The following is a 19,775-nucleotide window of genomic DNA, read 5'->3' on the forward strand; positions in this document are numbered from 1 at the left end:
GCGGCGGATCCGGGCCGGTCGCGGCCGGCTTCGCCAATCTTTTGCTCCGTGGGCCCGACCGTGCGGGTATGTTCGGAGGCGGCGGGATGAACCCGCGAAAGATGAAGCAGATGATGAAGCAAATGGGCATCGACGTCACCGAACTCGATGCCACCGAGGTCGTCATCCGTACCGAAGGCGAGGAGGACCTCGTCTTCGACGCGCCGCAGGTCACGCGGATGGACGCCCAGGGACAGCAGACCTACCAGATCGTCGGCGAACCCACCCGACAGGAGGCGACAGCGGTGGCGGGGGACGTCGACGCCGAGGCGACTGAGACAGATGAGGCCGAAACCGGCGGAGGGGGCGCCGACGACGGCGGCATTCCCGACTCGGACGTCGAGATCGTGGCCGCACGCGCTGGCGTATCGAAGTCGGACGCACGGGCGGCCCTCGAGGCCGAGGACGGCGATCTGGCGGCCGCGATCAACCGGCTGGAGTAGGCGGCGGTGTACCTGCTCGTCCACGACGACAGGGAGTACCTCCGCGCCCCCGGCGAGGAGCTCCAGACCGATCTCGGCGTGTTGACGGTCCCCGAAGACGTCGAGTCGGGCGACGCTCTCGAGACCCATCTCGGAACGACCTTCCACGTCCGGGAGCTTCGTGGTCCCGACCTGTTCGACCACCTGGACCGGACGGGGGCGCCGATGATGCCTCGGGACATCGGTCTCCTGATCGGCCACACCGGTGCTGCGGCGGGCGATCGGGTGCTCGACGCCGGCACTGGAACGGGGATTCTGGCGGCGTATCTCGGGCGGATCGGTGCCGAGGTGACGACCTACGAGCGTGACCCGGAGTTCGCACAGCAGGCGCGGGAGAACATGGACGTCGCCGGCGTCACCGACTGCGTCGACGTTCGGACCGACGACCTGACCGACGAACTCGACGAACTGATCGGGGCGATCGACGCCGGCGACCGGGAGCGGTTCGACCTGCTCACGCTGGACACCGAGGACGCGGCGGCGATCGTCGGACGGGCGCCCGAGCTACTCGTTCCCGGCGGCTTCCTCGCGGTTTACTCGCCGTTCGTCGAACACACTCGCGAGGTGGTCGAAGCGGCCCGCGAGGCGGAGCTTTCGGAAATAGAGACGTTCGAGACGATCCAGCGCCGGATGCAGTTCGACGACCGGGGATCGCGCCCGAACACGGCCGGCGTCGGTCACACCGGATATCTGACGTTCGCTCGCCGCCTTTTTTGAGATCGTCCGGTTCGGGCGGCCGCTCGACGGCGGTCGGATCTCGCCGCCGGAAGCTACCGTCCGAGAATCCGCAACGCCGCTCCCCCCAGTAGCCGGAGGGGTCGAACGAGGTAGTAGATCGGATGGAAGGGACCGGAGAGCGGGAGCAACCGATACTCCGGGAGACTGGGATGGAGCGGCCCGGATCGGATCAACGACCCGAACGTCTCGACGGGAGAGTCACTTGCTTTCGCGTTGTATCGGATCCGCTCGAACCCTCCGGGTCGGGTCGTTCGCCCTCGAGCCAGATCCGACACGATTTCTTCGATCAGCCTCCGGGATCGGCCATCCGCCCGGAGCCGTCGGTCGACGGACACGGGGAGGTCGATGTCCCACAGTGCATTCGCGAGCCCGGCTCCGAGGAGAAATTTTCGCTCGAGTCGGTGCGTTTGCGCCCGCTGTAACAGCTCATCCCACGGGGCGGGCGTCCGCACGACTGTCCACGCGAAGTCGGCGATCCACTTCAGCAGGTGCCAGCGGTGTTTCGTGCCGTGAAACGCCAGAACCAGCAGCCGATCGATCGGATCCAGTGTGGGCAGTTCAGTTCCCGAGAGGTGGATCGTGTCCCGACGGCTCCAGAGCGCTTCGAAATCCAGCGGAAACGGACGATCCATGTCGCCGACGTGCCATCGGATCTCCACGGTAGTTTCCTCTCGCTGGAGCTGGTACTCGTTGACGATCGGCATCGTGAACCTCCCGCCGAGGAGAGCGACATCGCCTTTTCGCGGGAGCGATCCCTCCCAGGAGTACCCTCTCTCTTCGAGGAGGTCGATGGCTCGAGTGACGTCTTCCCTGTGAACGACGACATCGAGATCACCGTACTCCCGAAGTGACACATCGCCATACGTAAACGCCGCCAACACCGGCCCCTTGAACGGAAGCGCCCGGAGTCCTTCCTCCTCGAACCCGATGAGGATCTGTCGGAGTTCGTCCGTGTCTCGGAGGGTTCGAATGGCGTTCGAACGAACCCGATTTCGAAGTTTTTCTTCGACGCTCTCGGGGACCTCGATGCCTCCCAGGCTGCTGTCGGCGGACTGTCTGAGTCGCCGGTACACGAGCGGTGCGACCCCGTGATCCGTTGTGAGGGCCAGGAACCGGCCCCAGTCCAGTTCCGACGGGGGCTGTAACCGCGGCCGTCCGGGACCGTCTTCTGTCGGCTCTTTCGGCGGCCGTGTACATTGGACGAGCAGTTCGACAGCAGGCAACACGTCCGGCCCGTGACCTGGCGGGCTTTCTTCGCGCGTGTCGAGTTTCGGAAGTGTCGGCCCCGTCACGGACGCTCACCGATATCTCGTTCCGTCCGGACGCCAAGGTCATCTTCGACGAGGTCTATCACGTCCGAAAGCACGTCCAGGCGTCGTCGCCGCCGGAGCCGTTTGACCGGTACCGATTCCGCGAGCGAAACCGCTCGCGTGAAGTTCTCGCGGGCGTAGTCACTCTCTTGGTGAAGGCTGACCGTGTACGTGTTCTCGATCAGTTCCAGTACCTGTTCGCTTGCAGGGGCCGGGGCGATCTCTTCGCGTTGGGCGTCCTCGAGGAGGTAAATACGCCGGAGCGGTACCGCCTCGACCGGCTGTTCGTGGTGAAGCCCGTAGAAGTGTCGATCCCGGGACGCACAGATGTTCTCTGGCGAATCAACCGAAAGACCGAATCGGTCGACCGTGGCCGGTTCCAGCTTTATGGAGGGGAACCCGCTATGGACCGTCGGCTCGTCCACCCGTTCGATCGCTGCCACGTCGTCGCTGAGGACCCGATGTCCGGCCGCCAGAAACGCGGTCGCGGTGGTCGTCTTTCCCTGTCCGGACGTTCCGGCGAAGACGACCGCGCCGTCGCCGATCTCGACTGCACTGGCGTGCAGGACGAAGAACCCCCGTTGGTGCAGCAGGTGGTTGAACGCCGGCCCCACCACGACGTGACGAACGATCTCTCCGTGGGCACGGTCCAGCGAATCCACGATGATCTCGCGACCATCCCGTATCAGTACACTCGCGACCTCGTAGGTGAGACGGTAATCTCCCTCTGGAGTCACGGACACCGCACCGTTTTCTCCACCGTTGTTCTGCACACTTCCGCGTCGTACGATCACGTCGGGGTCGTCCTGGCTCGATCCGTCACCAGTGGCTAGCTCCGGAAGCGGGATCTCCGATACGACGGAGAGTCCGAACGCCTCGTAGCTGTTCGTCCGGCGGAGAGTCATGCTCTCGTCCCCGGATCGAGGAGCGTTCGAGTCGAGACGTCCGCTACGGTGATGGACAGCCCGGTAACTGCCGCCGTGATCTGGCGCCCTGTACGGCCGTCGACGGTCATATCTTCAGCCTGGAGACTGGCACCCATTAGTATGGAGTCGCTATCAGGGAGGCACGGTCGCGCCAGCAGCGAGATTTCGTCCGGGAGTCGCGCATCCAGCCGAGTTCGACCCTGCTGAAGCAGGGGTCGGCCGGTACTGTGCGTGCTCGTTCGACACGCGCTCCAGAAATGGCTTCGATCGCGTCGGTCCGCCCGCCCGTTATCGGGGCTGTCGTAGCCCGTTACCGGATGGACAAGCCCCCGACGAGCCCGCCGACCGGCAACTCGCTACGACAGCCTGTTCGAGTCGCTAATGTCAGTCGTCGTAGCCGTAATGTCCGTCTTGCGTCAGTTCTTCGACTTTACCGTGGGTTTCGACTTTCGGCGGTTGGTAGTCTTCCATGGGTGTGGCACCCGGCTATTTTTTGTTCAGTACCGGTATTGTTATAACTCGCTTAGCGAACGTTTCACGCGATATTCGTCGATTATGGTCGAGATAATTCGGCGTGTACGTCGTTAATCGCCGGTGATCGGGGCCCCAATTCGATCCTTCCGGGACTGCCGTCTCGTCTGTCGGGGTACCCGGATCAAAACAGGGACTGGAACCGTCGGTCTGCATCCCTCTCCGTCAGAGGTCGGTACTCCGCGAGGTCGTCGAGTTCCCCGATCAGGACGGAACCGTCCCGTTCGATCCACGCGTGAGCGTGGAATTCGCCGTGCTTTTTGGCGACGCCGAGTTTGAGTTCTACCCGGTGGTCGTTCGCCTCGAGCAGCGCTTTCCCGACGATCGCTTTCATCAGGCACGTCGGCGAGAACGGCGCCCGGCGGTGTACGACCTCCACAGCAGCCGCGATCGCGTGGGGATCGACCTGCCGGAAGGGAGGGGATATGGCTGCGACGGGCTCGACGACCCGACGTGTCGCGTCCCATCGGAGAACGGGAAGCAGTAGCCTCGTCGAGGACAAAAGCACCGCTGCTGTCGCTATCAGCGTTCTCGATGGCCGATCTGTCTCACTTGGAATATTCATCCACTGTTTCGAGAAGACCCGTGTCGGCCAGTTCGCGGAGGAACTGGAGGACGTCCTCTTCGCAGCGCTCGGGCTCGACGTCGTAGGTTTCCGCGACCGATCGTTGTATCTCTTGTACTCTCGTCGGCTCTTGAATCGACTCCCAGATCTCCGGTCCGGTCCCTGTGAGGCTCTGGTAGCTCCCCTCCACTTCGTTGTACACCACCACCTCGTCGTCGAGAGTCGTGGCGAGCGAGCTGTCGTTTGCGACCACGAGGGAGTCGGGAGTGAGATTCGTCATGCCGATGTAGACGAATAGAGGTCCGATAGTTATCCGGTGGTTACCGAGCGTCCGTTCCCCTGCAGACTTGGTCGATCATTCGGTCACGTCCACGACCGTCGCCGCAGCACGCGAGCGCAGCGTCTCCGGATCGATCGGAAAGACGGCTTCCGGCGTCCCCGCGGCGGCGTACACCGTTTCGAATTCGGCGAGAGCTGGATCGAACAGGACGGGAACCTCCGTGTCGTGACAGATCGGGGGGACCCCGCCGATCGGCCAGCCGATCACCGCGTGGACGTCCTCTGGGTCGGCCATCGTCGACCGGTCGGCCGGGGCGTCGAAGCGGTCGGCGACGGCGCCGAGATCAACCCGGTTGGCACCGCTCGTTATCGCGACGACGAGGTCGCCGTCGACGTCGACGACGATGCTGCTCGCGATCTGAGCGACGTCACACTCGAGTGCTTCGGCGGCGTCGATGGCGGTCTTCGTCCCCTCCGGAAATTCGAGGACGTCTATCTCGAGGCCGTATTCGGTGGCTGCACGGTCGGCGAATTTCGAGGCTCGTGGATGCATTTCTCTGTGGAAAGACCGTCGGTTTATAAATACCTCCGGATACCTCCCGTTTCAGGCCGTTTTCGCGGTGGATAGGTTTTTATGCCTGCATTGTGGTCGATAGCACGGACCATGGTCCGCGCGAGCGAGCCCTTCAGACCGACGTTCGAGTACAGCGGCCGCCCCGTCGTGCTGTCTGCGATCACGGCGATCGTTCTCTCTGGGGTCGCGATTCTCCTCCTTCACCGTCCGGCGTGGATCCTGCCGATCGGCTTCCTCGCGGGCGGCGTCGCGGCGGCCGCGGGTGGGTATTACGACGCCCCGGCGAACAACGGTTTCATCGGGGTGTTGATCGCGCTGTTTCCGATCTACCTGTTCGCGTTCCTCTACCGCGTCTGGTTTTTTACCCCCGGCGCAACCGACGGCGACACGCTGTTTTTCGGCGCCGTCCTCGCCGTTGTCGACCTCGTCGTCTATGGACCGTTGATGCTGCTCATGGCGTATCTCGGGGGGATCGTCGTCGACTACCTCCGGCGGCGGTTCGACGCACCCCTGGGGTATTAACCGCCGCCGCGGACGGGGGCAGGCCGACGTCCTCGCACGGTCACCTCGTCGCCCGGGTCAACTGGTCACGACGTCGCCCGGATCAACTGGAGCAGTTCCGTTCGATCGGTTTCCGGATCGAGGAACCGACCAAGAACTCCCCCGTCTTCTTCGTCGATCACTTCGATCGGATACGCACCCCCTGTAAGGAGGTACTCCCCGTCCTCGGGACACACTGTGAGGGTTGCTCGGGCGGCGACGTCGACGCCGAGGTCGGGGATCGGGACGACCGCGTCGAACTGGGTCGTCCTCGCCGACGTTCCCCTGATTTCGAGGGTCCGTTTCCCCGCTCGAGTCACCGATTCGAACCCTCGCTCGTGGAGTTCCCGCTGGAAGGCGGTCGACGCGTTCGACTCCACGATCCGTGTCAGGAGCCTGGACGTCGAAACCTGTGGCGTAACACGGAGCCGAGATGCGAAGAAAAACCGCCAGACGATGTCGAAGTTTGTTCCGATGGATTCTCGGATCCGTTGTCGACGCGTTGCATCCTCGTAGACGATCGTGTGGGCGCTGACGGCAACGGGTCCGGCCTGGAACGGTCGCTCCGTCCTGTCTTCGATGGGCCGCCATCCCTCGAGCAGCGATTCCGGCACTCTCGGCGCCGGGACGTCCATGTTCCTGGGAAACGTGCCGGCGTACTTCAGTGTTCGCCGAGCCACGCGTCGGTGATTTTGAGCCGTCCCCGCGTGCCGTCCCACTCGGTCTCGTATTTGATCCGGATCGGGCGGTTCATGTGTGGTGCGTCGGTCACCAGCGTCTCGAACTCGCCACCCTCGCCCAGCACGTGAACGCCGTATTCCTCGTTGAGTTCCTGTAGCTCCGCAAGCGCAGCCGCATCGAGCGTCCGTCCGAGCCACGTTTCGTCGAGCCCGTAGGCGGCGACCTGTACGATCGTGATCTCGAACCCGGCGTCGATCATTGCCTCGCCGAGTGCGATCGGATCCCGCTGCCACAGCGGTGCAAAGAGCTCGATCCCCAGTCGGTCACACAGCGCCTCGATCCGGCTGGTCTGATACTCGCTTTCGACGGCGCCTGCCGTTACCCCGAGGAGTTCACAGTCGAGTTCCGCCCGTAGCTCCCGGATTGCGGCCTCGAGCGGTTCGATCTCCCGGTCGCCCTGTGCGCCGGAATCGGTCGCCGCATCCGTCCCGAACGCCCCGGGCTCGACGTCGACGAGCGGGAGCCCGATGCTCTCGGCGGCGAGTTCGGCCAGCCGAGTCGCCGGGACGTGGTACATGTACGAATCGCCCTCCGGATGGACCGTGAGCAGGTGGGTCACGTTCAACCCTTCCTCGAGCGCCCGGTACAGCGCCCACGAGGAGTCTTTTCCGCCCGAAAAGAGGCTCACCCAGCACCCGGTCGCGTCGACCTCGTCGCCGCCGTCGTCGGCCATACCTCCGTTTGCAGGCCGACACCCAAGGCGGTTCCGGGTCGCCCCTGTCTTCGGCACCGAAACGGCTGACCGTCTCGTCACCGATCGAGATACTCCTGCTGAACCGCGACTACGTCCGTCGAGTCATCGCAGGCGGCGTACCTCCGAAGTGGCTCCTCGTTGAGTTCGAGGAACGTCTCCCCCCAGGTGAACTTCGAGAGGATTTCCTCGGCGTGGTGGCGATCGCCGAGAATGACGAGCGCAGCCGCGAGCGCCTCGACGGTGGTGAGCCTGAGCGGACGTCCGAAGTTGACGGGGTTTGCAGCCACGAGATACGGCAGCGCCCGGTGTTCTCCCGGCAACGTGAACCGGGCCTCGCCGGCCGATTCCCAGGAACAGTCGAGCGCGATCAGGGCGCCGCTTTCGACGGTCTCGGCGTCGGACGGCGAGAGCGCCCGCTCGGCGTGAGGGTTCAAAACGACCCCGTACGGCGTCGCCCGGTCCGAGCGGTGAAGTGTCGCGAGATCGAACCGGGCGAGTTTCCGGGCCGTACATTTCTCTGGGTCGTCGTCGCCCTCGTACCGGACGTGGAGTTCCACGTTACAGCTACCCGGTCGACGTTCAAAAGGGGATCGCTCACGGTGGATTAAAGGCGGCGCCCGCCACACTCCGAGCATGGACGCCGCCGACGACGGGACGACGGTCGCTCGACCTACGGACGGTTCCGACCGCGATACGGTCGCAAGCTATTATGCGGCGATCGACGCTCACGACTACGATCGGCTCGCCTCCCTCCTCGCGTCGTCGTTCGTCCACTACCGTCCGGATCGTACCCTCGACGGTCGCGAGACGTTCGTGAGATTCATGCGGGAGGATCGCCCGATGACCGAGACGACTCACGAGATCGATGCGATCTACCCGAACGGGCACGGAGTCGCAGCCCAGGGACGATTGCTGGACGCCGCCGGCGAGGAGCTGTTCGCGTTCGTCGACGTGTTTTCGATCGACGGCGAGGGCCGTATCGAGACGCTGTACACGTACACCAGGTGAGGGACCGGGCGCTACCGAGCGCTCGCTTCACCGCTACCGGGCGGTCACTTCAGCATCTCGCGGGCAATGGTGTTCCGCAGGACTTCGCTCGTTCCCTCGTAGATCTCGTTGAGTTTGGCGTCCCGATAGTATCGCTCCACCGGGAAGTCGGCGGTGTAGCCGTAGCCGCCGTGGATCTGGATCGCCTCGTTTGCGACCTCCCGGGAGACCTCGCTGGCGTGCAGTTTCGCCTGGGCGGCCTCCTTGATGTACGGCTCGCCGCGCTCTTTCAAGTCGGCAGCCTTGTGCATCAGTAGTTTGGCGGTCTGGACTTTGGTGTCCATGTCGGCGAGTTTGTGCTGAATCGCCTGGAACTGTGAGATCGGCTGGTCGAACTGTTCGCGATCCTGAGCGTATGCGGTCGCGTCCTCGAGCGCCGCCCGGGCGATTCCGACGCTGCGGGCGGCGATCGTGATCCGGCCGGCGTTGAGCGTCTTCAGTGCCTGGATGAAGCCGTCCCCCTCCTCGCCCAGCAGTCGCGACTCTGGAACGTACAGCCCGTCGAACCGGAGTTCGGCGGTTGGACAGCCCTTGTCGCCGAGTTTCTTTTCGGTCCCCTCGACGTGGAAGCCGTCGTCCTCCTCGGGCCGCACGACGAACGAGGAGATCCCCCGGTTTCCGGCGTCCGGATCGGTCTTCGCGAAGACGACCACGGTGTCCGCGACCGAGCCGTTGGAGATCCACAGCTTCTCCCCGTCGATCAGATAGCCGTCGCCGTGGGGTTCGGCTGTCGTCGTCATCGCCGGGACGTCCGAGCCGGCGCCGGCCTCCGAGAGCGCGAACGCGCCGATGTCCTCGCCCATGTTCAGCGGCGTCAGGAACGTCTCCTTCTGCTCGTCGTCTCCGAACTCGAACAGCATGTTGCCCGCAAGTGACGTGTGTGCTGCGACGATCGTCCCGACGCCGCCGGAGCCGCGGGCAATCTCCTCCAGGCCGATCGCGTACGAGTGATAGTCCAGCCCAGCGCCGCCGTACTCTTCGGGGAACGGCATCCCCATCAGGCCGAGTTCCGCCATCTCGTCTATCAGGTCGGCCGGGAACTCATCGTCCTCGTCGATCTCGTCGGCGATCGGGACGATCTCCTCGTCGACGAACTCCGAAACCATATCGCGGATCTGACGCTGTTCCGCGGAGAGTGAAAGCTCCATACTCGAACGTCACCCGCGTCGGATTTAGTCGTTATCACATAAACGTTGATGAACGTCCCCATCCAGGGATCGTTCTCGCGGTTCACCTGGCGTGCACGTGCCACGACACTTTTTAGCCCTGACGCAGTACGTACCCGTATCCTAATGATCGGAGACCCCCGTTCGCCCGGCACGCCCGACCTCGAGTGGTGTTTCGAGGCGGTTCAGGGAGTGTCACGAACGTTTGCGTTGACCGTGGACGTACTGGACGAACCGATGGAGACGCACATCTGTCTCGGCTATCTCCTCTGTCGCGTCGCCGACACCGTCGAGGACGCGGGCCACATCCCACCCGACGAGCAGGCGGAACTACTCCGGCTGTACGGTCGAGCGGTCGACCCGGAAGATCCCACCGAGATGGTGACGTTCAGGGAGGCAGTCGACGAGTATCTCCCGGCGCCGGCGGAGCGAAACGACGACTGGGTCGTGGTGGCTCACTCGCCGACGGTCGCCGCAACGTTCGAGGAGTTGCCGTCGGACGTCCGGGGCGCGATCGTTCCGCCCGTGCTCGAACTGGTCGACGGAATGGCGATGTTCGTCGAACGCCACGCCGACAACGGCGGGCTCCGGATCACCGATCGGGCCGAACTGGAGGAGTACTGTTACTACGCCGCCGGAACGGTGGGCAACCTCATCACGAACCTCCTTACCCGGGGCGATCTGGCCGACGAACGGGCCGCCAGGCTCTACGACACCGCCGAGGAGTTCGGACTGCTGTTGCAGCTCGTCAACGTCTCGAAGGACGTCTACGACGATTTCACCGAAGAGAACAACGTGTATCTCCCCGCGGAGTGGCTGGAGGACGAAGGGGTTCCACAGGAGGAGGTAATCGAGCCGGAACACCGCGAGAGTACCGCCGCGGTCGTCGAGCGGACTGCCGAGTACGCTCGATCGTTCCTCGACGACGCACAGACGTACATAGAGACGATGCCGCTTTCCCACGGCAACACCGTCGCCGCCTGGGGGATTCCCTACCTCCTCGCGGTCGGGACGCTCCGTGAGGTCGGTAGCCGTCCCGAGGACGCGGTGTGCGACGCCGACGTCAAGGTGTCCAGACAGGAAGTGTTCGCGGTGATCTCCGAGATGACCGGCGACAGCCGCGAGTCGCTCGCCCACATCCGAGAGATCATCTCCCGGCAGCCGTATCATCGGGCGATCTCTACCGCCGACTGAGCGTTTCTGTCCGTTCTGGCCCACCTGCCCCGAAACAGCGTGACCGACGAGGGTCACTCGCTCCGCTTTTGGCGCCATGCGTTCAGATACGGCCGATCACGGCTCTCCGGCGGCGCCGTCGTGAACCACCGTGCGTCCGAAATTTCCCCGTCCGGGTCGTCGATCTCCGGCTGTTCGTCTCTCCCTTGCGCCTCGAAGATCGGCATGACGCCCCACGTCTCGTGGCCGTCGCTTTCGATCTCGACGGTCACGAGCAGTGCGAGCCCCTCATACTCCGCCTCGATGCCCGCCTCCTCGGCGAGTTCGCGTTTCGCCGCTTCCCGAAACGTCTCGTCGCGGTCGACCTCACCGCCGGGAAGCACCCACTGGTCGATCCCGTCGTGTCGGACGAGAAGGACGTCGCCACCCTCCCGATGGACAATCGTGTGTGCCCCGTACGGGGCGCCGCTGAGCCGGATCCGCTCGGCGAGCGTTCGGAATCGATAGCGTGTGACTCGACGTGACTGCCGCTTCCTGAGGTAGTTGTCGTACCGTGTCCGGAGCTGGTGGGCGGCCTGCTCGGCTCGCTGGCTCGCGTTGTCGGACAGAAACCACAGGTCGTCGATACTCGTCATCCGTGTTCACCTCGTCGATGTCGAGCGAACGGGTGGGTCCACGGGGAATCGCCGACCGCAGTGGAGGGTCCCGTTCACGTGGTACTGTTGGCAAGACGGGGGAAAGAGTCTTCGGCGTCGAATCGCTGCCGTGACGGGGCTGTGTCGCCGTCCCGATTCCGGCGGGCTTTTTAGTTCGCCCCGGATACGACGCGTATGAGCTTCGAGAAGGAAGATCAGGTCGTCTTGAACGACAAACACAGCGAACACGACGGCGAGACGGGGACGATCACGCAGGTGATGGAGACGATGTTCGGCGATGCGACGTACACCGTGAGCTTCGAGGACGGCCAGGAGACCGGCGTCCCCGAGGAGTCGCTGGAGCCAGCCGGCGACGGAGCCGAGGGTGACGACGCCGACGCCGAAGAAACTGAAGAGTAGTTCGAACTTACTCGCGCCGGCTGTTTTCCCTCACCGTCCCGCCCACTACCAGCGCCGCCCCGATGATGACCAGGTTCTTGACGATGTACTGTCCCTCGACGGTCAACGCGTGGGGGAACGTGACGAACGCTACGTCGGGAAGCAACACCAGCGGGAGGAACGTTCCCGGCATCTGGAGGAAAAGCAGGAAGATCCCGACCCGGATCAGCGGCCGATACAGCAGACACAGCCCGATCATCACCTCCCAGACGCCAAGGACGGGAACGAATATCTCGGGCGGAACGAGATAGACGGTCGCCGCGACGAGATCCGCTGCCGGGCTGACGCCGAACACCTTCAGGCCGCCGAACCAGACGAAGACGATCCCGAGCGCGATCCGCAACACCGGGACGCTCCAGCGGTCCATCCAGGCGGCGATGTTCCTGTCGACTGCTTCCAGGCGGGTCGAGCTTCCGATCAGCCGGTCGATGCCCGACTCCAGCCGCTCGGAGACGGATGCGTCAGTCATAACGATCTGGCTAAGGGCTGATCGGGAAAGAAGCCGTCGATCCCCGGGGAGAACGGTCCACGCCGGCGGACAAGCGGCAGCGTTTTTCCCTCGGTGTGCCTACTCGTCGGTAATGGCTTCCGTTCCGTTTCACTACGTCGACCTCAGGACGTTCTGTTACGCCACGGAGGACGAAAAGCGAGTCGAGGAGGCGCTTCGGACGTTTCTCCCCGACGAGTTCGAGATCGATCGGGTAGAAAACGAGGGACACCACGGGGACCGGATCGTCGTTCTCTCAGCGCGAGTGGAGAACGCCGACGAGATCCGGCATGTCCTGGCTCGACTCGCGTCGCTTTCGGGGATCGATCGCGTGACCGATCAACTCGACGAGCGCGTCGACGACAACTGCTCGCTTTTCCTCCGGCTGGACAAACAGGCAGCCTTCGGCGGGGACGTCCGGCTCGGCGAGGGGATCACGCTCCGCGCGAAGGTGGAGGCGTACCCCGCGAAGAAACCGAACGCCGTCGCGAACGCTCGAGAGGTACTGGAGACGATCGAAGCCGACGAGTCCGGGTGACCGCCGCCGACGAATCGCCGAGCGATCTTCGGACGGGAAACGCTTTTTCCCGGTGAGGGAGACGACGGGGTATGGACGCAGTGACTGCGACCACCGCGATCTCTCGACTACTGTTGCAAGCTGACGGGGGTCCGCCCGGTCGGGAGATCCTCCCGGAGTCGATCTCTGTTACGGGTATGGAGTATCTCGTCGCTCTGGTCGCGCTCGTCGCCGGGATCTACCTCTCGAAGTTTCTGCTTCGGCTGCTCGGCCGTCCGATCGCTCGCCAGTTCGCTCGCCCGAGCATCGCCCAGACCGTGCTCCGAGGGGTCCGGCTGTCCGCGATCGTGCTCACCCTGTTTTTCGCCGGCTGGCTCGCCGGCCTCACGTTTCCGGACATCGTGCTCTCGGTCGCGGTGTTCTCTGCAGTAGTGGGTATCATCCTCGCGCCGCTGGTGGGATCGATCATCAACGGGCTGTTCGTTCTCGCAGACCAGCCGTTCGAGATCGGCGACATGATCGAACTCGACGACGGCACGCAGGGGTTCGTCGAGGACATGACGATCCGGTACACCAAGATATTCACGCTGGACAATACGTTCCTCGTCATTCCGAACGCCAACATCCGGGATCGGGACGTCACCAACTACTCGGCGGAGGACGAACGAACCCGACTGTCGCTTCCGCTTTTGATTACCTACGAGTCGGATCTCTCGCAGGCACGTCGGTTGATGGAACGGGCGGCACGGCGCTGCGACGCTGTCATCGACGGCGGCCCCGACATCCGGATCGGCTCCGCACGGTATCCCGCGTCGCCGACCTGCTACGTCAACGAGTACGCCGACGACGGTGTGTTGCTCACGCTGCGGTACTGGGCGAAAAAGCCGTACCGGCTGGTGTCGGTCCGATCCGAGGTGCAGACGAACATCTGGGAGGCGCTCGAAGACGACGACGTCGACGTCGACGTCGCGTACCCCCACCAGCATCTCATCTTCGACGAGACCAGCGGGCGCGCGGAGGTCGCAGTCTCGGAGGCGTCCGACCTCGATCTGTCGGACGTCGAGACGGGCCGGCCGGTTGACCCGTCGAGCGACGGCGGTTGATTCTCCCGACCCCGACGGCGGAACCCTCGGACGACGGTCAGGGGAAGGGGTGGTATTCCCTGTCGAGTCGCGGCTCGAACCCCATCGTCTCGGGGACGGTGTGGGCCCGTTCGCCGAAGAAGGGATCACCGGTGAAAAGCGGCTGTGCCTCCGGAATCACGACGCGCACACCCTCGAACCCCAGCGCTTCTACGTCGCGAGTGGTCGTGCGTGCGGCGTACGCTTCCAGCCCCGCGTTCTCGAGCCGTTCGAGAACTGCCCGTAGTTCCGGCCACCCCGAACGCTCCGGATCGCCGAGCGTTCCCGCCGGGACGCTCGCGTCTGCCTCGAGAAACGCCCTCGCCTCCTTCGGGAATCCTGCGTATCGTCCGATTGCGCCCCCCTGTTCGTCGGCGCGTTCGGGCCCCATCGCGCGCAACTCCGTCCAGTTTTGTAGCGCTTCCGAGAGCGCAGACCGGGCAGCAGCGACCGGATCCAGTCCGGCACCCGATCCGGCAGCAAACGCCGGCCAGTCGTCGGAATCCGGGTCGACGGGGGTCGGACAGGACGTCGGATCCCGGTGGACTGCCGCGGCGACGATCGGGACGTCGACGTCCTGGGTGACCAGAAGCATTGAGACCGAAAGGGACTCGGCTCGGGCTCGTTTCCGCAGGTCCGTGAGCTCGCCGTCGAATTCGAGTTCGAGCGGTTCGAACGTCGAGTACCACGCGAGCATCGTCGCGTCGCGTTCGAGCACCTCGTACAGTCCGGACAGGACGGCTTCGATCGTCGAATTCCCCAGCCCGAGTCCGGTGGTGATCGGCGGCTTGAGCTTTCGTTCCACAGGTGGATAGAAGACGGATTCTGCGGGTAGCCACGCCGAGTCCCCGTCGACTGTGTCCTCCGCCGGTTCGGTTTCCGATACCGTGTCCGGGGCTTCGTTCGTCTCTGTCTCCGTATCGGCGTTCAGCTCCGTATCGGCGTTCAGAATGGTTCCGCGCACCCACGTGCGCGAATCGCTTTCCGTCCCCTGGTCTTTCGTCCCCTGGTCCTCCGCGGCGGTGGTCTCTCCGTCGTCCCCCTCGCGGGTCCGTTCGGGAGTGACGAACGCGTCGGGGCCGACGATCCGTCCGTCCACTTCCTCCCGAAGCGTCACGGCAGACGCCGTCCGGAACCCGTCACCTCGGTAGACGCCGGCGCAGTACCGTTCGAGTCCCTCGCCGAGCGCCTTCATGAACGCCCGGTTCCAGTCGGTGTCTGCGCCGCCGGCGAACTCGGCGGCCCTCGCGTCGCTGAACTCTCTGGTGTCGGCGGTGGCAGCGACGTAGTAGGGAATCGGGAACGACTCGCGCTCGCCGACCTGCGAGACGAGGCCGATCCGGTCGTCGACTGCCCGCTCGGCGCGGCCGAGTGCGTCTTCGAGTGACGGATCGCCTCCGTCTGTTGCCGATCTCGAGGTCGGGAGCGATACCCGACGATCGGCGTCGTCGACGTGTGGTTCGTCAGGTTCGGTGCAGTTACAGCCCGGAACCGGCAACAGGCGTCGTTCCCGCCCGGGTTCCTCGAGGACGGTGTCACCGAGGTCTTCGCCCGAAAGCGACCGGATGAGTCGGCGTGCGGCGGCGGCGCCGGCGTACCGGACCGCCGATCTGACGCCCCGGGCGGTCTCGACTGGCTCGGCGCTTCCGGCCGCAACGCGGGTCCGGAGACAGTCGTAACAGGCGCGATCGAACAGGGTGACCGCGGCGTCGATCTCCGCCAGCGGATAGCCGCCGAGACCGCCGATCTCGACGGCGATCCACCGATCCAGTGCCGCGTCGGCCGTTTCGAAGACGTCGTCCCCGGCGGTTCCGACCACGATCGCCCGATCGAACCCGGAAAGCAGCGACGCTTCTACGGCGAACACGTTCGCGTCCACGTCCGCGAGACCCGTCTCCGCTGCGTCCGCGGCCGGGCCGTCGCCGACTACTGCGATGTCCATGTCCCATCCACGGCCATGGAGGGCAAAAATCATCGGCATCGCCCCGAAGCGCTGTCGCCCCGAAGCGCGGGCATCCGTGGGACAACTGTCGTTCGAGCGAGAGGCTTAACGCCACGGACACGCAACGGACGCTTATGCCGACTGTTACGCTCATCGGAACCCGCCTCGCGGAGCCCGGCCGCGAGTTCGTCTATCGGGGGGAGTCTCCGGCGTGTGAGGGGTGTCCCTACCGGGCGCAGTGTCTGAACCTCACGGAGGGGCGACGCTACCGCGTCGCCGGCGTGCGAGAGAACACGCAGGTGCTCGACTGTGCCGTCCACGACGAGGGGGTGCAGGCGGTCGAAGTCGAACCCGCGCCCGTCCGCGCGAACGTCCCGTCGCGCGGGGTGTACGCCGGTTCACGCGCCTCGCTTGCGGGGCCGTGTCCGCACACCGACTGTCCGAGCCACGAGTACTGCGTCCCGGAAGGTGCTGAATTCGACGGGGAGTACCGCATCGGGGAAGTGATCGGCGACCCCCCGCACGAGTACTGCGCACTCGATCGAGATCTCACGCTCGTCGAGTTCGCACCAGAAGAGTAGCTGGTTTTCCGGCTGGTCGTCCGATCCCCCCGCGATTTCGACACCTATCCGAGCGTTCCGACCTTCGTTGCGGCGTATCCGAACACGTCCTCGTAGCCGTAGGCCGACAGCAACACCGGATAGAAGTCCCGCTCGGCGATCGCTTCGGAGCCGTCGGCGACGGCGAACTGTTCGCCGGCGTGCACCCGGTCGAAGTTCCGGGCGAACACCTCGTACCGCTCGGCCGGCGGCTTCGGCAGCTTCTCCTGGAGTCTGAACACCCGGATCCCCTCGCCGTTTCCGGCGTCGGTCCGGACGGGTTCCTCGGCACTCGGCGGTGACATCGCACCGGTCGCAGTGAGGAACGCACGGATCAGCCAGTAGCCGTTGTCTGCGGCCTCTTTACTTCCCTGGAGGCCACACTCGACTTCGACGGTGTGGGCGTGTTCGATGAGACGACCGTCGGTGAACCGGTCGGTCTCGATGAGGACGTCGACCGGAAGGTGTGGAACGACCCCCCGGATCACCTCGTCGACGGTGTCACACAGCGCGAACGGCTCCGCGTACGACTGCGTCGAGTGTAAAGAGAGGACGGTACAGCCCCGGAGTTCGGCGGCGAGGTGGTGAGCGAGCCGTCCCTCGTGGGTGTCGGCGTCCAGCGATCCCGGGAACGCCCGGTTGAGATCCTCGTCGAGATACCGCACTCCGGCCGCGAGCGCCTCCTCGTTGGCGACGACGAACTTCACTGGGCGGTCGAGATCGGGTTCGTCCGACAGGAACCGGTCGATCGCGTCAGGCCCGCACGGCTCGTCGCCGTGGATGCCGCCCACGACCGCGACCTCCGGCGTTCCCTCACCCAGCTCCGTGATTCTCATTTGCGGATGATCGGGTACCGACGGATTTCAACCGCACGGTTTCTTCGAGTCCGTCACTCGTCGAGCCGTTCGGCAAACTCGTAATCGGCCGGGTACGCCTCGGGAGTGTGTCCGTCGAGCGTAATCTGCCAGTCGTCGATCGTGGAGGGATCGTCCAGCGCCTCCCGGACCGTGGTTTTGACGTCGGCGACGTCGACGCCGTAGAAGTCCTCCGGTACCGAATGGAGGTACTGCAGGGCTGTCTCGAAGAGCGACCGCATCCCCTCGTCGTTATCGAAGTCGGCGTGCTTGTACGCGCCTGCGGCCACCTGCACCATCCCATGGAGGAACGCGGACTCGGTCGTTCCGCTGCCGTAGTTGAACCACTCGTCCTCGAAGCAGTCGTGAGATTCGTGATACGCGCCCGCGTTGAACAGTCTGATCCCGTGTTCGACTGCCCGCCTGAGCGTCGCATGTTCCCAGTAGCCTCCCTGTGGTTCCGGCTCACCGTCCATCGAGCCGGGCCCCTCTTGCCGGTCGGAACGTCCCGGGTTCCACCCCGTCGGGTTTCCCAGCGGCGGGGCGACGCTCGGGTCCCGGGTGTGGTCGTCCATACCCCCCGTTAGGGACGGACGGCCTAAAACCGATGGCTTAAACCGGATCCGTCGAGAACTCACGGCTGCGTGCGAGGGTAGCCAAGCCTGGAAACGGCGGCGGACTCAAGATCCGCTCCTGTAGAGGTCCAAGGGTTCAAATCCCTTCCCTCGCATGCGTGTCAAAGCACAAATGCACCGGGGAAGGATTTGAATCAGGGAGCGCCTCCGGCGCGACCGTGGTTCAAATCCCTTCCCTCGCATGCGTGTCAAAGCACAAATGCACCGGGGAAGGATTTGAATCAGGGAGCGCCTCCGGCGCGACCGTGGTTCAAATCCCTCCCCTCGCATCGTCGGGGCCACACCCCGTGATGCGGAAGACCCGGAGCGGTCTTCCCTCGCAAAACCCTTCGTTTTCCGTGTTCGAACAGCGGCGACGCCGGCGTCACAGTTAACATCGTACGGTCGATAGGGTACTCCATGAGTTCCGAAGCGGCCGAAAACGCCCCAGCGACTCCAGTCGAGGTGACCGAGGTGGCCGCGGAGAAGGCGCTGACGTTGATGGAGGGGGAAGGTATGGACATCGACGTCGGCGGACTGCGGCTGTTCGTCCAACAGGGTGGCTGTGCCGGCCTCTCGTACGGGATGCGGTTCGACGACGAGCCGGAAGCCGACGACGAGATCACCGAACACCACGGGCTACGGGTGTTCGTCGATCCGGCGAGTCTGAAGTACATCGGCGGCTCGAAACTGGACTACGAGGACGGGCTCCAGGCCGAGGGGTTCCACGTGGAAAACCCGAACGTCGTCTCCGAGTGTGGCTGCGGCGAGTCGTTCCGGACCTGATCGCGACGGAACCCCGTCGTCGACTGGCGCTCAGCCGAGGAGTCCGAGGCTCTCGATCCGGTCGACGATCTCCACGACGGCTTCCTCGGCGTCGGAGGTGTGTTTTCCGCCGGTGATGACGATCTTCCCCGAGCCGAAAAGCAGGATGACGACGTCCGGGTCGTCCATCCGGTAGACGAGACCCGGGAACTGTTCCGGCTCGTACTCTACGTCTTCGAGCCCGAGGCCGATCGCGAGCGCGTTGAGGTTCAGCGTGTGCCCCAGGTCGGCGCTGGAGACGATGTTCTGGACGGTGATCTCGGGGTCCTCTTCGACGGGGATCTGTAGATCCCGGAGCTTTTCGAAGATGATGCCGAGCGCTTCGTGGACGTCGTCGATACTTTTCGCGCCCGTGCAGACGATCTTTCCCGAGCGGAAGATCAGCGCGGCAGCTTTCGGGTCCTGCGTCCGGTAGACGAGCCCGGGAAAGTTGTCCGGGTTGAAATCGGCGCCCGGAAGGTCCTCCGCGAGCGCTTCCAGGTCGAGCTCCTGCCCGATGCCGGTCGATGCAACTACGTTCTGGATTTCGATGGATTCGGCGGGTTCCGTCATCGCTTCGCTTTTTAATGCACGCCCCTCCCTTATAAACCGCGGTGTTATAAACCGAATTCGCGGCGTGGCGATCCGTTTTCGAACCGGAGACGGCGGACGACAGGCCATACGACGTTTGATCCGAGCGGCGCCTCTCGGAATGATGTCGGCCGTGCTTTATAACGGTCTGACACGAGCGAGTGACCCATGAAACTCCGTGACGAGGCGGCGATGGAACGACGGGGTTAAGTGGTCGACTCTCCTCGGTTGGAATGCGAACGCCCCGGGGCGACCCGGGGTCCGATCTCTCCCGATGGGAGGGGTCGACCGCGTCCGATCCGATGCCCTTATCAGTACGAGGGCACTCGGATCGTGATGCGAACGAA

25 protein-coding genes and 1 tRNA gene are annotated in these 19,775 nt (G+C 64.5%); 11 read left to right on the forward strand and 15 right to left on the reverse strand.

The genetic code is table 11. The features are described 5' to 3' along the window. Positions 1–68: 68 nt before the first annotated feature. Positions 69–482 carry a nascent polypeptide-associated complex protein gene (locus RH858_RS07475; RefSeq protein ID WP_310561466.1) on the forward strand — a complete coding sequence of 138 codons (414 nt, stop codon included), beginning with the start codon at positions 69–71 and terminating at the stop codon, positions 480–482. Positions 483–488: 6 nt separating this feature from the next. Continuing rightward, entirely contained in the window at positions 489–1,238 is a 750-nt protein-coding gene (locus RH858_RS07480) for a methyltransferase domain-containing protein (RefSeq protein WP_310561467.1), read from the forward strand. Between the two features lie 53 nt (positions 1,239–1,291). Here the strand turns inward: RH858_RS07480 and RH858_RS07485 are convergent, their stop codons facing one another. The 5 genes from RH858_RS07485 to RH858_RS07505 form a co-directional block, all read right to left on the reverse strand. Continuing rightward, positions 1,292–2,551: a nucleotidyltransferase family protein gene (locus RH858_RS07485; protein WP_310561468.1), complete on the reverse strand. Its 1,260-nt coding sequence runs from the start codon at positions 2,549–2,551 to the stop codon at positions 1,292–1,294. After that, positions 2,548–3,474: a serine/threonine protein kinase gene (locus RH858_RS07490; RefSeq protein ID WP_310561469.1), complete on the reverse strand. Its 927-nt coding sequence runs from the start codon at positions 3,472–3,474 to the stop codon at positions 2,548–2,550. Before RH858_RS07490 ends, RH858_RS07485 begins: the two co-directional genes overlap by 4 nt. A 676-nt stretch (positions 3,475–4,150) precedes the next feature. Beyond that, entirely contained in the window at positions 4,151–4,591 is a 441-nt protein-coding gene (locus tag RH858_RS07495; protein WP_310561470.1) for a lasso peptide biosynthesis B2 protein, read from the reverse strand. After that, on the reverse strand, positions 4,575–4,871 hold the full coding sequence (locus RH858_RS07500; protein ID WP_310561471.1) for an HPr-rel-A system PqqD family peptide chaperone: 297 nt from the start codon (positions 4,869–4,871) through the stop codon (positions 4,575–4,577). Before RH858_RS07500 ends, RH858_RS07495 begins: the two co-directional genes overlap by 17 nt. A 75-nt stretch (positions 4,872–4,946) precedes the next feature. Further along, positions 4,947–5,423: a YbaK/EbsC family protein gene (locus RH858_RS07505; RefSeq protein ID WP_310561472.1), complete on the reverse strand. Its 477-nt coding sequence runs from the start codon at positions 5,421–5,423 to the stop codon at positions 4,947–4,949. A 111-nt stretch (positions 5,424–5,534) separates the two neighbouring features. Between RH858_RS07505 and RH858_RS07510 the strand changes: the two genes are divergently transcribed. Beyond that, on the forward strand, positions 5,535–5,966 hold the full coding sequence (locus RH858_RS07510) for a hypothetical protein (RefSeq protein WP_310561473.1): 432 nt from the start codon (positions 5,535–5,537) through the stop codon (positions 5,964–5,966). 65 nt (positions 5,967–6,031) lie between these two features. Here RH858_RS07510 and RH858_RS07515 read toward each other — a convergent pair whose 3' ends face one another. The 3 genes from RH858_RS07515 to RH858_RS07525 all read right to left on the reverse strand — a co-directional run bounded on the left by RH858_RS07515 (position 6,032) and on the right by RH858_RS07525 (position 7,976). Continuing rightward, a complete protein-coding gene (locus RH858_RS07515; protein WP_310561474.1) occupies positions 6,032–6,619 on the reverse strand; it encodes a hypothetical protein in 588 nt (195 codons plus the stop codon). 26 nt (positions 6,620–6,645) lie between these two features. Then, entirely contained in the window at positions 6,646–7,398 is a 753-nt protein-coding gene (locus RH858_RS07520) for a diphthine--ammonia ligase (RefSeq protein WP_310561475.1), read from the reverse strand. A 77-nt stretch (positions 7,399–7,475) separates the two neighbouring features. Then, complete coding sequence (locus RH858_RS07525; protein ID WP_259535555.1) at positions 7,476–7,976, reverse strand: DUF367 family protein; 501 nt, start codon at positions 7,974–7,976, stop codon at positions 7,476–7,478. A gap of 76 nt (positions 7,977–8,052) precedes the next feature. Here RH858_RS07525 and RH858_RS07530 point away from each other — a divergent pair, with 76 nt between their 5' ends. After that, positions 8,053–8,427 carry a nuclear transport factor 2 family protein gene (locus RH858_RS07530; RefSeq protein ID WP_259535557.1) on the forward strand — a complete coding sequence of 125 codons (375 nt, stop codon included), beginning with the start codon at positions 8,053–8,055 and terminating at the stop codon, positions 8,425–8,427. A 44-nt stretch (positions 8,428–8,471) separates the two neighbouring features. Here RH858_RS07530 and RH858_RS07535 read toward each other — a convergent pair whose 3' ends face one another. Further along, a complete protein-coding gene (locus RH858_RS07535; RefSeq protein WP_310561476.1) occupies positions 8,472–9,614 on the reverse strand; it encodes an acyl-CoA dehydrogenase in 1,143 nt (380 codons plus the stop codon). Positions 9,615–9,758: 144 nt separating this feature from the next. Here RH858_RS07535 and RH858_RS07540 point away from each other — a divergent pair, with 144 nt between their 5' ends. After that, complete coding sequence (locus tag RH858_RS07540; RefSeq protein ID WP_310561477.1) at positions 9,759–10,826, forward strand: phytoene/squalene synthase family protein; 1,068 nt, start codon at positions 9,759–9,761, stop codon at positions 10,824–10,826. A 53-nt stretch (positions 10,827–10,879) separates the two neighbouring features. Here RH858_RS07540 and RH858_RS07545 read toward each other — a convergent pair whose 3' ends face one another. Then, on the reverse strand, positions 10,880–11,440 hold the full coding sequence (locus tag RH858_RS07545) for an NUDIX domain-containing protein (protein WP_310561478.1): 561 nt from the start codon (positions 11,438–11,440) through the stop codon (positions 10,880–10,882). Positions 11,441–11,635: 195 nt separating this feature from the next. Here RH858_RS07545 and RH858_RS07550 point away from each other — a divergent pair, with 195 nt between their 5' ends. After that, a complete protein-coding gene (locus RH858_RS07550) occupies positions 11,636–11,860 on the forward strand; it encodes a DUF1918 domain-containing protein (protein WP_259535564.1) in 225 nt (74 codons plus the stop codon). 7 nt (positions 11,861–11,867) lie between these two features. On the opposite strand, the gene RH858_RS07555 is transcribed toward RH858_RS07550, so the two are convergent. Next, positions 11,868–12,368 (reverse strand): DoxX family protein, encoded by a 501-nt coding sequence (locus tag RH858_RS07555; protein WP_310561479.1) that lies wholly within the window; start codon positions 12,366–12,368, stop codon positions 11,868–11,870. 112 nt (positions 12,369–12,480) lie between these two features. Between RH858_RS07555 and RH858_RS07560 the strand changes: the two genes are divergently transcribed. Both RH858_RS07560 and RH858_RS07565 read left to right on the forward strand, forming a co-directional pair. Then, the gene (locus RH858_RS07560) at positions 12,481–12,924 is read left to right on the forward strand and encodes an RNA-binding protein (protein WP_310561480.1); all 444 of its coding nucleotides are present in this window, start codon (positions 12,481–12,483) and stop codon (positions 12,922–12,924) included. Between the two features lie 80 nt (positions 12,925–13,004). Beyond that, on the forward strand, positions 13,005–14,006 hold the full coding sequence (locus RH858_RS07565) for a mechanosensitive ion channel family protein (RefSeq protein ID WP_310561486.1): 1,002 nt from the start codon (positions 13,005–13,007) through the stop codon (positions 14,004–14,006). A gap of 37 nt (positions 14,007–14,043) precedes the next feature. On the opposite strand, the gene RH858_RS07570 is transcribed toward RH858_RS07565, so the two are convergent. Then, positions 14,044–15,966 (reverse strand): YcaO-like family protein, encoded by a 1,923-nt coding sequence (locus RH858_RS07570; protein WP_310561481.1) that lies wholly within the window; start codon positions 15,964–15,966, stop codon positions 14,044–14,046. A gap of 134 nt (positions 15,967–16,100) precedes the next feature. Here RH858_RS07570 and RH858_RS07575 point away from each other — a divergent pair, with 134 nt between their 5' ends. Continuing rightward, positions 16,101–16,547: a UPF0179 family protein gene (locus tag RH858_RS07575; protein WP_310561482.1), complete on the forward strand. Its 447-nt coding sequence runs from the start codon at positions 16,101–16,103 to the stop codon at positions 16,545–16,547. A gap of 44 nt (positions 16,548–16,591) precedes the next feature. Here the strand turns inward: RH858_RS07575 and RH858_RS07580 are convergent, their stop codons facing one another. Beyond that, on the reverse strand, positions 16,592–17,401 hold the full coding sequence (locus RH858_RS07580; protein ID WP_310561483.1) for a succinylglutamate desuccinylase/aspartoacylase family protein: 810 nt from the start codon (positions 17,399–17,401) through the stop codon (positions 16,592–16,594). Positions 17,402–17,454: 53 nt separating this feature from the next. After that, a complete protein-coding gene (locus RH858_RS07585) occupies positions 17,455–17,994 on the reverse strand; it encodes a DUF309 domain-containing protein (protein ID WP_259535576.1) in 540 nt (179 codons plus the stop codon). Positions 17,995–18,065: 71 nt separating this feature from the next. On the opposite strand from RH858_RS07585, the gene RH858_RS07590 reads away from it, so the two are divergent. Next, positions 18,066–18,149: transfer RNA gene (locus tag RH858_RS07590), tRNA-Leu, on the forward strand. Positions 18,150–18,453: 304 nt separating this feature from the next. Continuing rightward, entirely contained in the window at positions 18,454–18,819 is a 366-nt protein-coding gene (locus tag RH858_RS07595) for an iron-sulfur cluster assembly accessory protein (protein ID WP_259535578.1), read from the forward strand. Positions 18,820–18,849: 30 nt separating this feature from the next. Here the strand turns inward: RH858_RS07595 and RH858_RS07600 are convergent, their stop codons facing one another. Beyond that, positions 18,850–19,410 carry a TATA-box-binding protein gene (locus RH858_RS07600; RefSeq protein WP_259535580.1) on the reverse strand — a complete coding sequence of 187 codons (561 nt, stop codon included), beginning with the start codon at positions 19,408–19,410 and terminating at the stop codon, positions 18,850–18,852. Positions 19,411–19,775 lie beyond the last annotated feature (365 nt).

The sequence above is a fragment of the Halalkaliarchaeum sp. AArc-GB genome (genome assembly GCF_031432225.1).
GTDB lineage: Archaea > Halobacteriota > Halobacteria > Halobacteriales > Haloferacaceae > Halalkaliarchaeum.

What these genes read in the sequence shown, in the direction of transcription:
- RH858_RS07585 (WP_259535576.1), bottom strand. Translation starts at nt 17,994, where the DNA reads ATGGACGACCACACCCGGGACCCGAGCGTCGCCCCGCCGCTGGGAAAC.
- RH858_RS07505 (WP_310561472.1), bottom strand. Translation starts at nt 5,423, where the DNA reads ATGCATCCACGAGCCTCGAAATTCGCCGACCGTGCAGCCACCGAATAC.
- RH858_RS07490 (WP_310561469.1), bottom strand. Translation starts at nt 3,474, where the DNA reads ATGACTCTCCGCCGGACGAACAGCTACGAGGCGTTCGGACTCTCCGTC.
- RH858_RS07600 (WP_259535580.1), bottom strand. Translation starts at nt 19,410, where the DNA reads ATGACGGAACCCGCCGAATCCATCGAAATCCAGAACGTAGTTGCATCG.
- RH858_RS07515 (WP_310561474.1), bottom strand. Translation starts at nt 6,619, where the DNA reads ATGGACGTCCCGGCGCCGAGAGTGCCGGAATCGCTGCTCGAGGGATGG.
- RH858_RS07475 (WP_310561466.1), top strand. Translation starts at nt 69, where the DNA reads ATGTTCGGAGGCGGCGGGATGAACCCGCGAAAGATGAAGCAGATGATG.
- RH858_RS07555 (WP_310561479.1), bottom strand. Translation starts at nt 12,368, where the DNA reads ATGACTGACGCATCCGTCTCCGAGCGGCTGGAGTCGGGCATCGACCGG.
- RH858_RS07530 (WP_259535557.1), top strand. Translation starts at nt 8,053, where the DNA reads ATGGACGCCGCCGACGACGGGACGACGGTCGCTCGACCTACGGACGGT.
- RH858_RS07500 (WP_310561471.1), bottom strand. Translation starts at nt 4,871, where the DNA reads ATGACGAATCTCACTCCCGACTCCCTCGTGGTCGCAAACGACAGCTCG.
- RH858_RS07520 (WP_310561475.1), bottom strand. Translation starts at nt 7,398, where the DNA reads ATGGCCGACGACGGCGGCGACGAGGTCGACGCGACCGGGTGCTGGGTG.
- RH858_RS07545 (WP_310561478.1), bottom strand. Translation starts at nt 11,440, where the DNA reads ATGACGAGTATCGACGACCTGTGGTTTCTGTCCGACAACGCGAGCCAG.
- RH858_RS07550 (WP_259535564.1), top strand. Translation starts at nt 11,636, where the DNA reads ATGAGCTTCGAGAAGGAAGATCAGGTCGTCTTGAACGACAAACACAGC.
- RH858_RS07575 (WP_310561482.1), top strand. Translation starts at nt 16,101, where the DNA reads ATGCCGACTGTTACGCTCATCGGAACCCGCCTCGCGGAGCCCGGCCGC.
- RH858_RS07595 (WP_259535578.1), top strand. Translation starts at nt 18,454, where the DNA reads ATGAGTTCCGAAGCGGCCGAAAACGCCCCAGCGACTCCAGTCGAGGTG.
- RH858_RS07540 (WP_310561477.1), top strand. Translation starts at nt 9,759, where the DNA reads ATGATCGGAGACCCCCGTTCGCCCGGCACGCCCGACCTCGAGTGGTGT.
- RH858_RS07560 (WP_310561480.1), top strand. Translation starts at nt 12,481, where the DNA reads ATGGCTTCCGTTCCGTTTCACTACGTCGACCTCAGGACGTTCTGTTAC.
- RH858_RS07580 (WP_310561483.1), bottom strand. Translation starts at nt 17,401, where the DNA reads ATGAGAATCACGGAGCTGGGTGAGGGAACGCCGGAGGTCGCGGTCGTG.
- RH858_RS07495 (WP_310561470.1), bottom strand. Translation starts at nt 4,591, where the DNA reads ATGAATATTCCAAGTGAGACAGATCGGCCATCGAGAACGCTGATAGCG.
- RH858_RS07570 (WP_310561481.1), bottom strand. Translation starts at nt 15,966, where the DNA reads ATGGACATCGCAGTAGTCGGCGACGGCCCGGCCGCGGACGCAGCGGAG.
- RH858_RS07510 (WP_310561473.1), top strand. Translation starts at nt 5,535, where the DNA reads ATGGTCCGCGCGAGCGAGCCCTTCAGACCGACGTTCGAGTACAGCGGC.
- RH858_RS07535 (WP_310561476.1), bottom strand. Translation starts at nt 9,614, where the DNA reads ATGGAGCTTTCACTCTCCGCGGAACAGCGTCAGATCCGCGATATGGTT.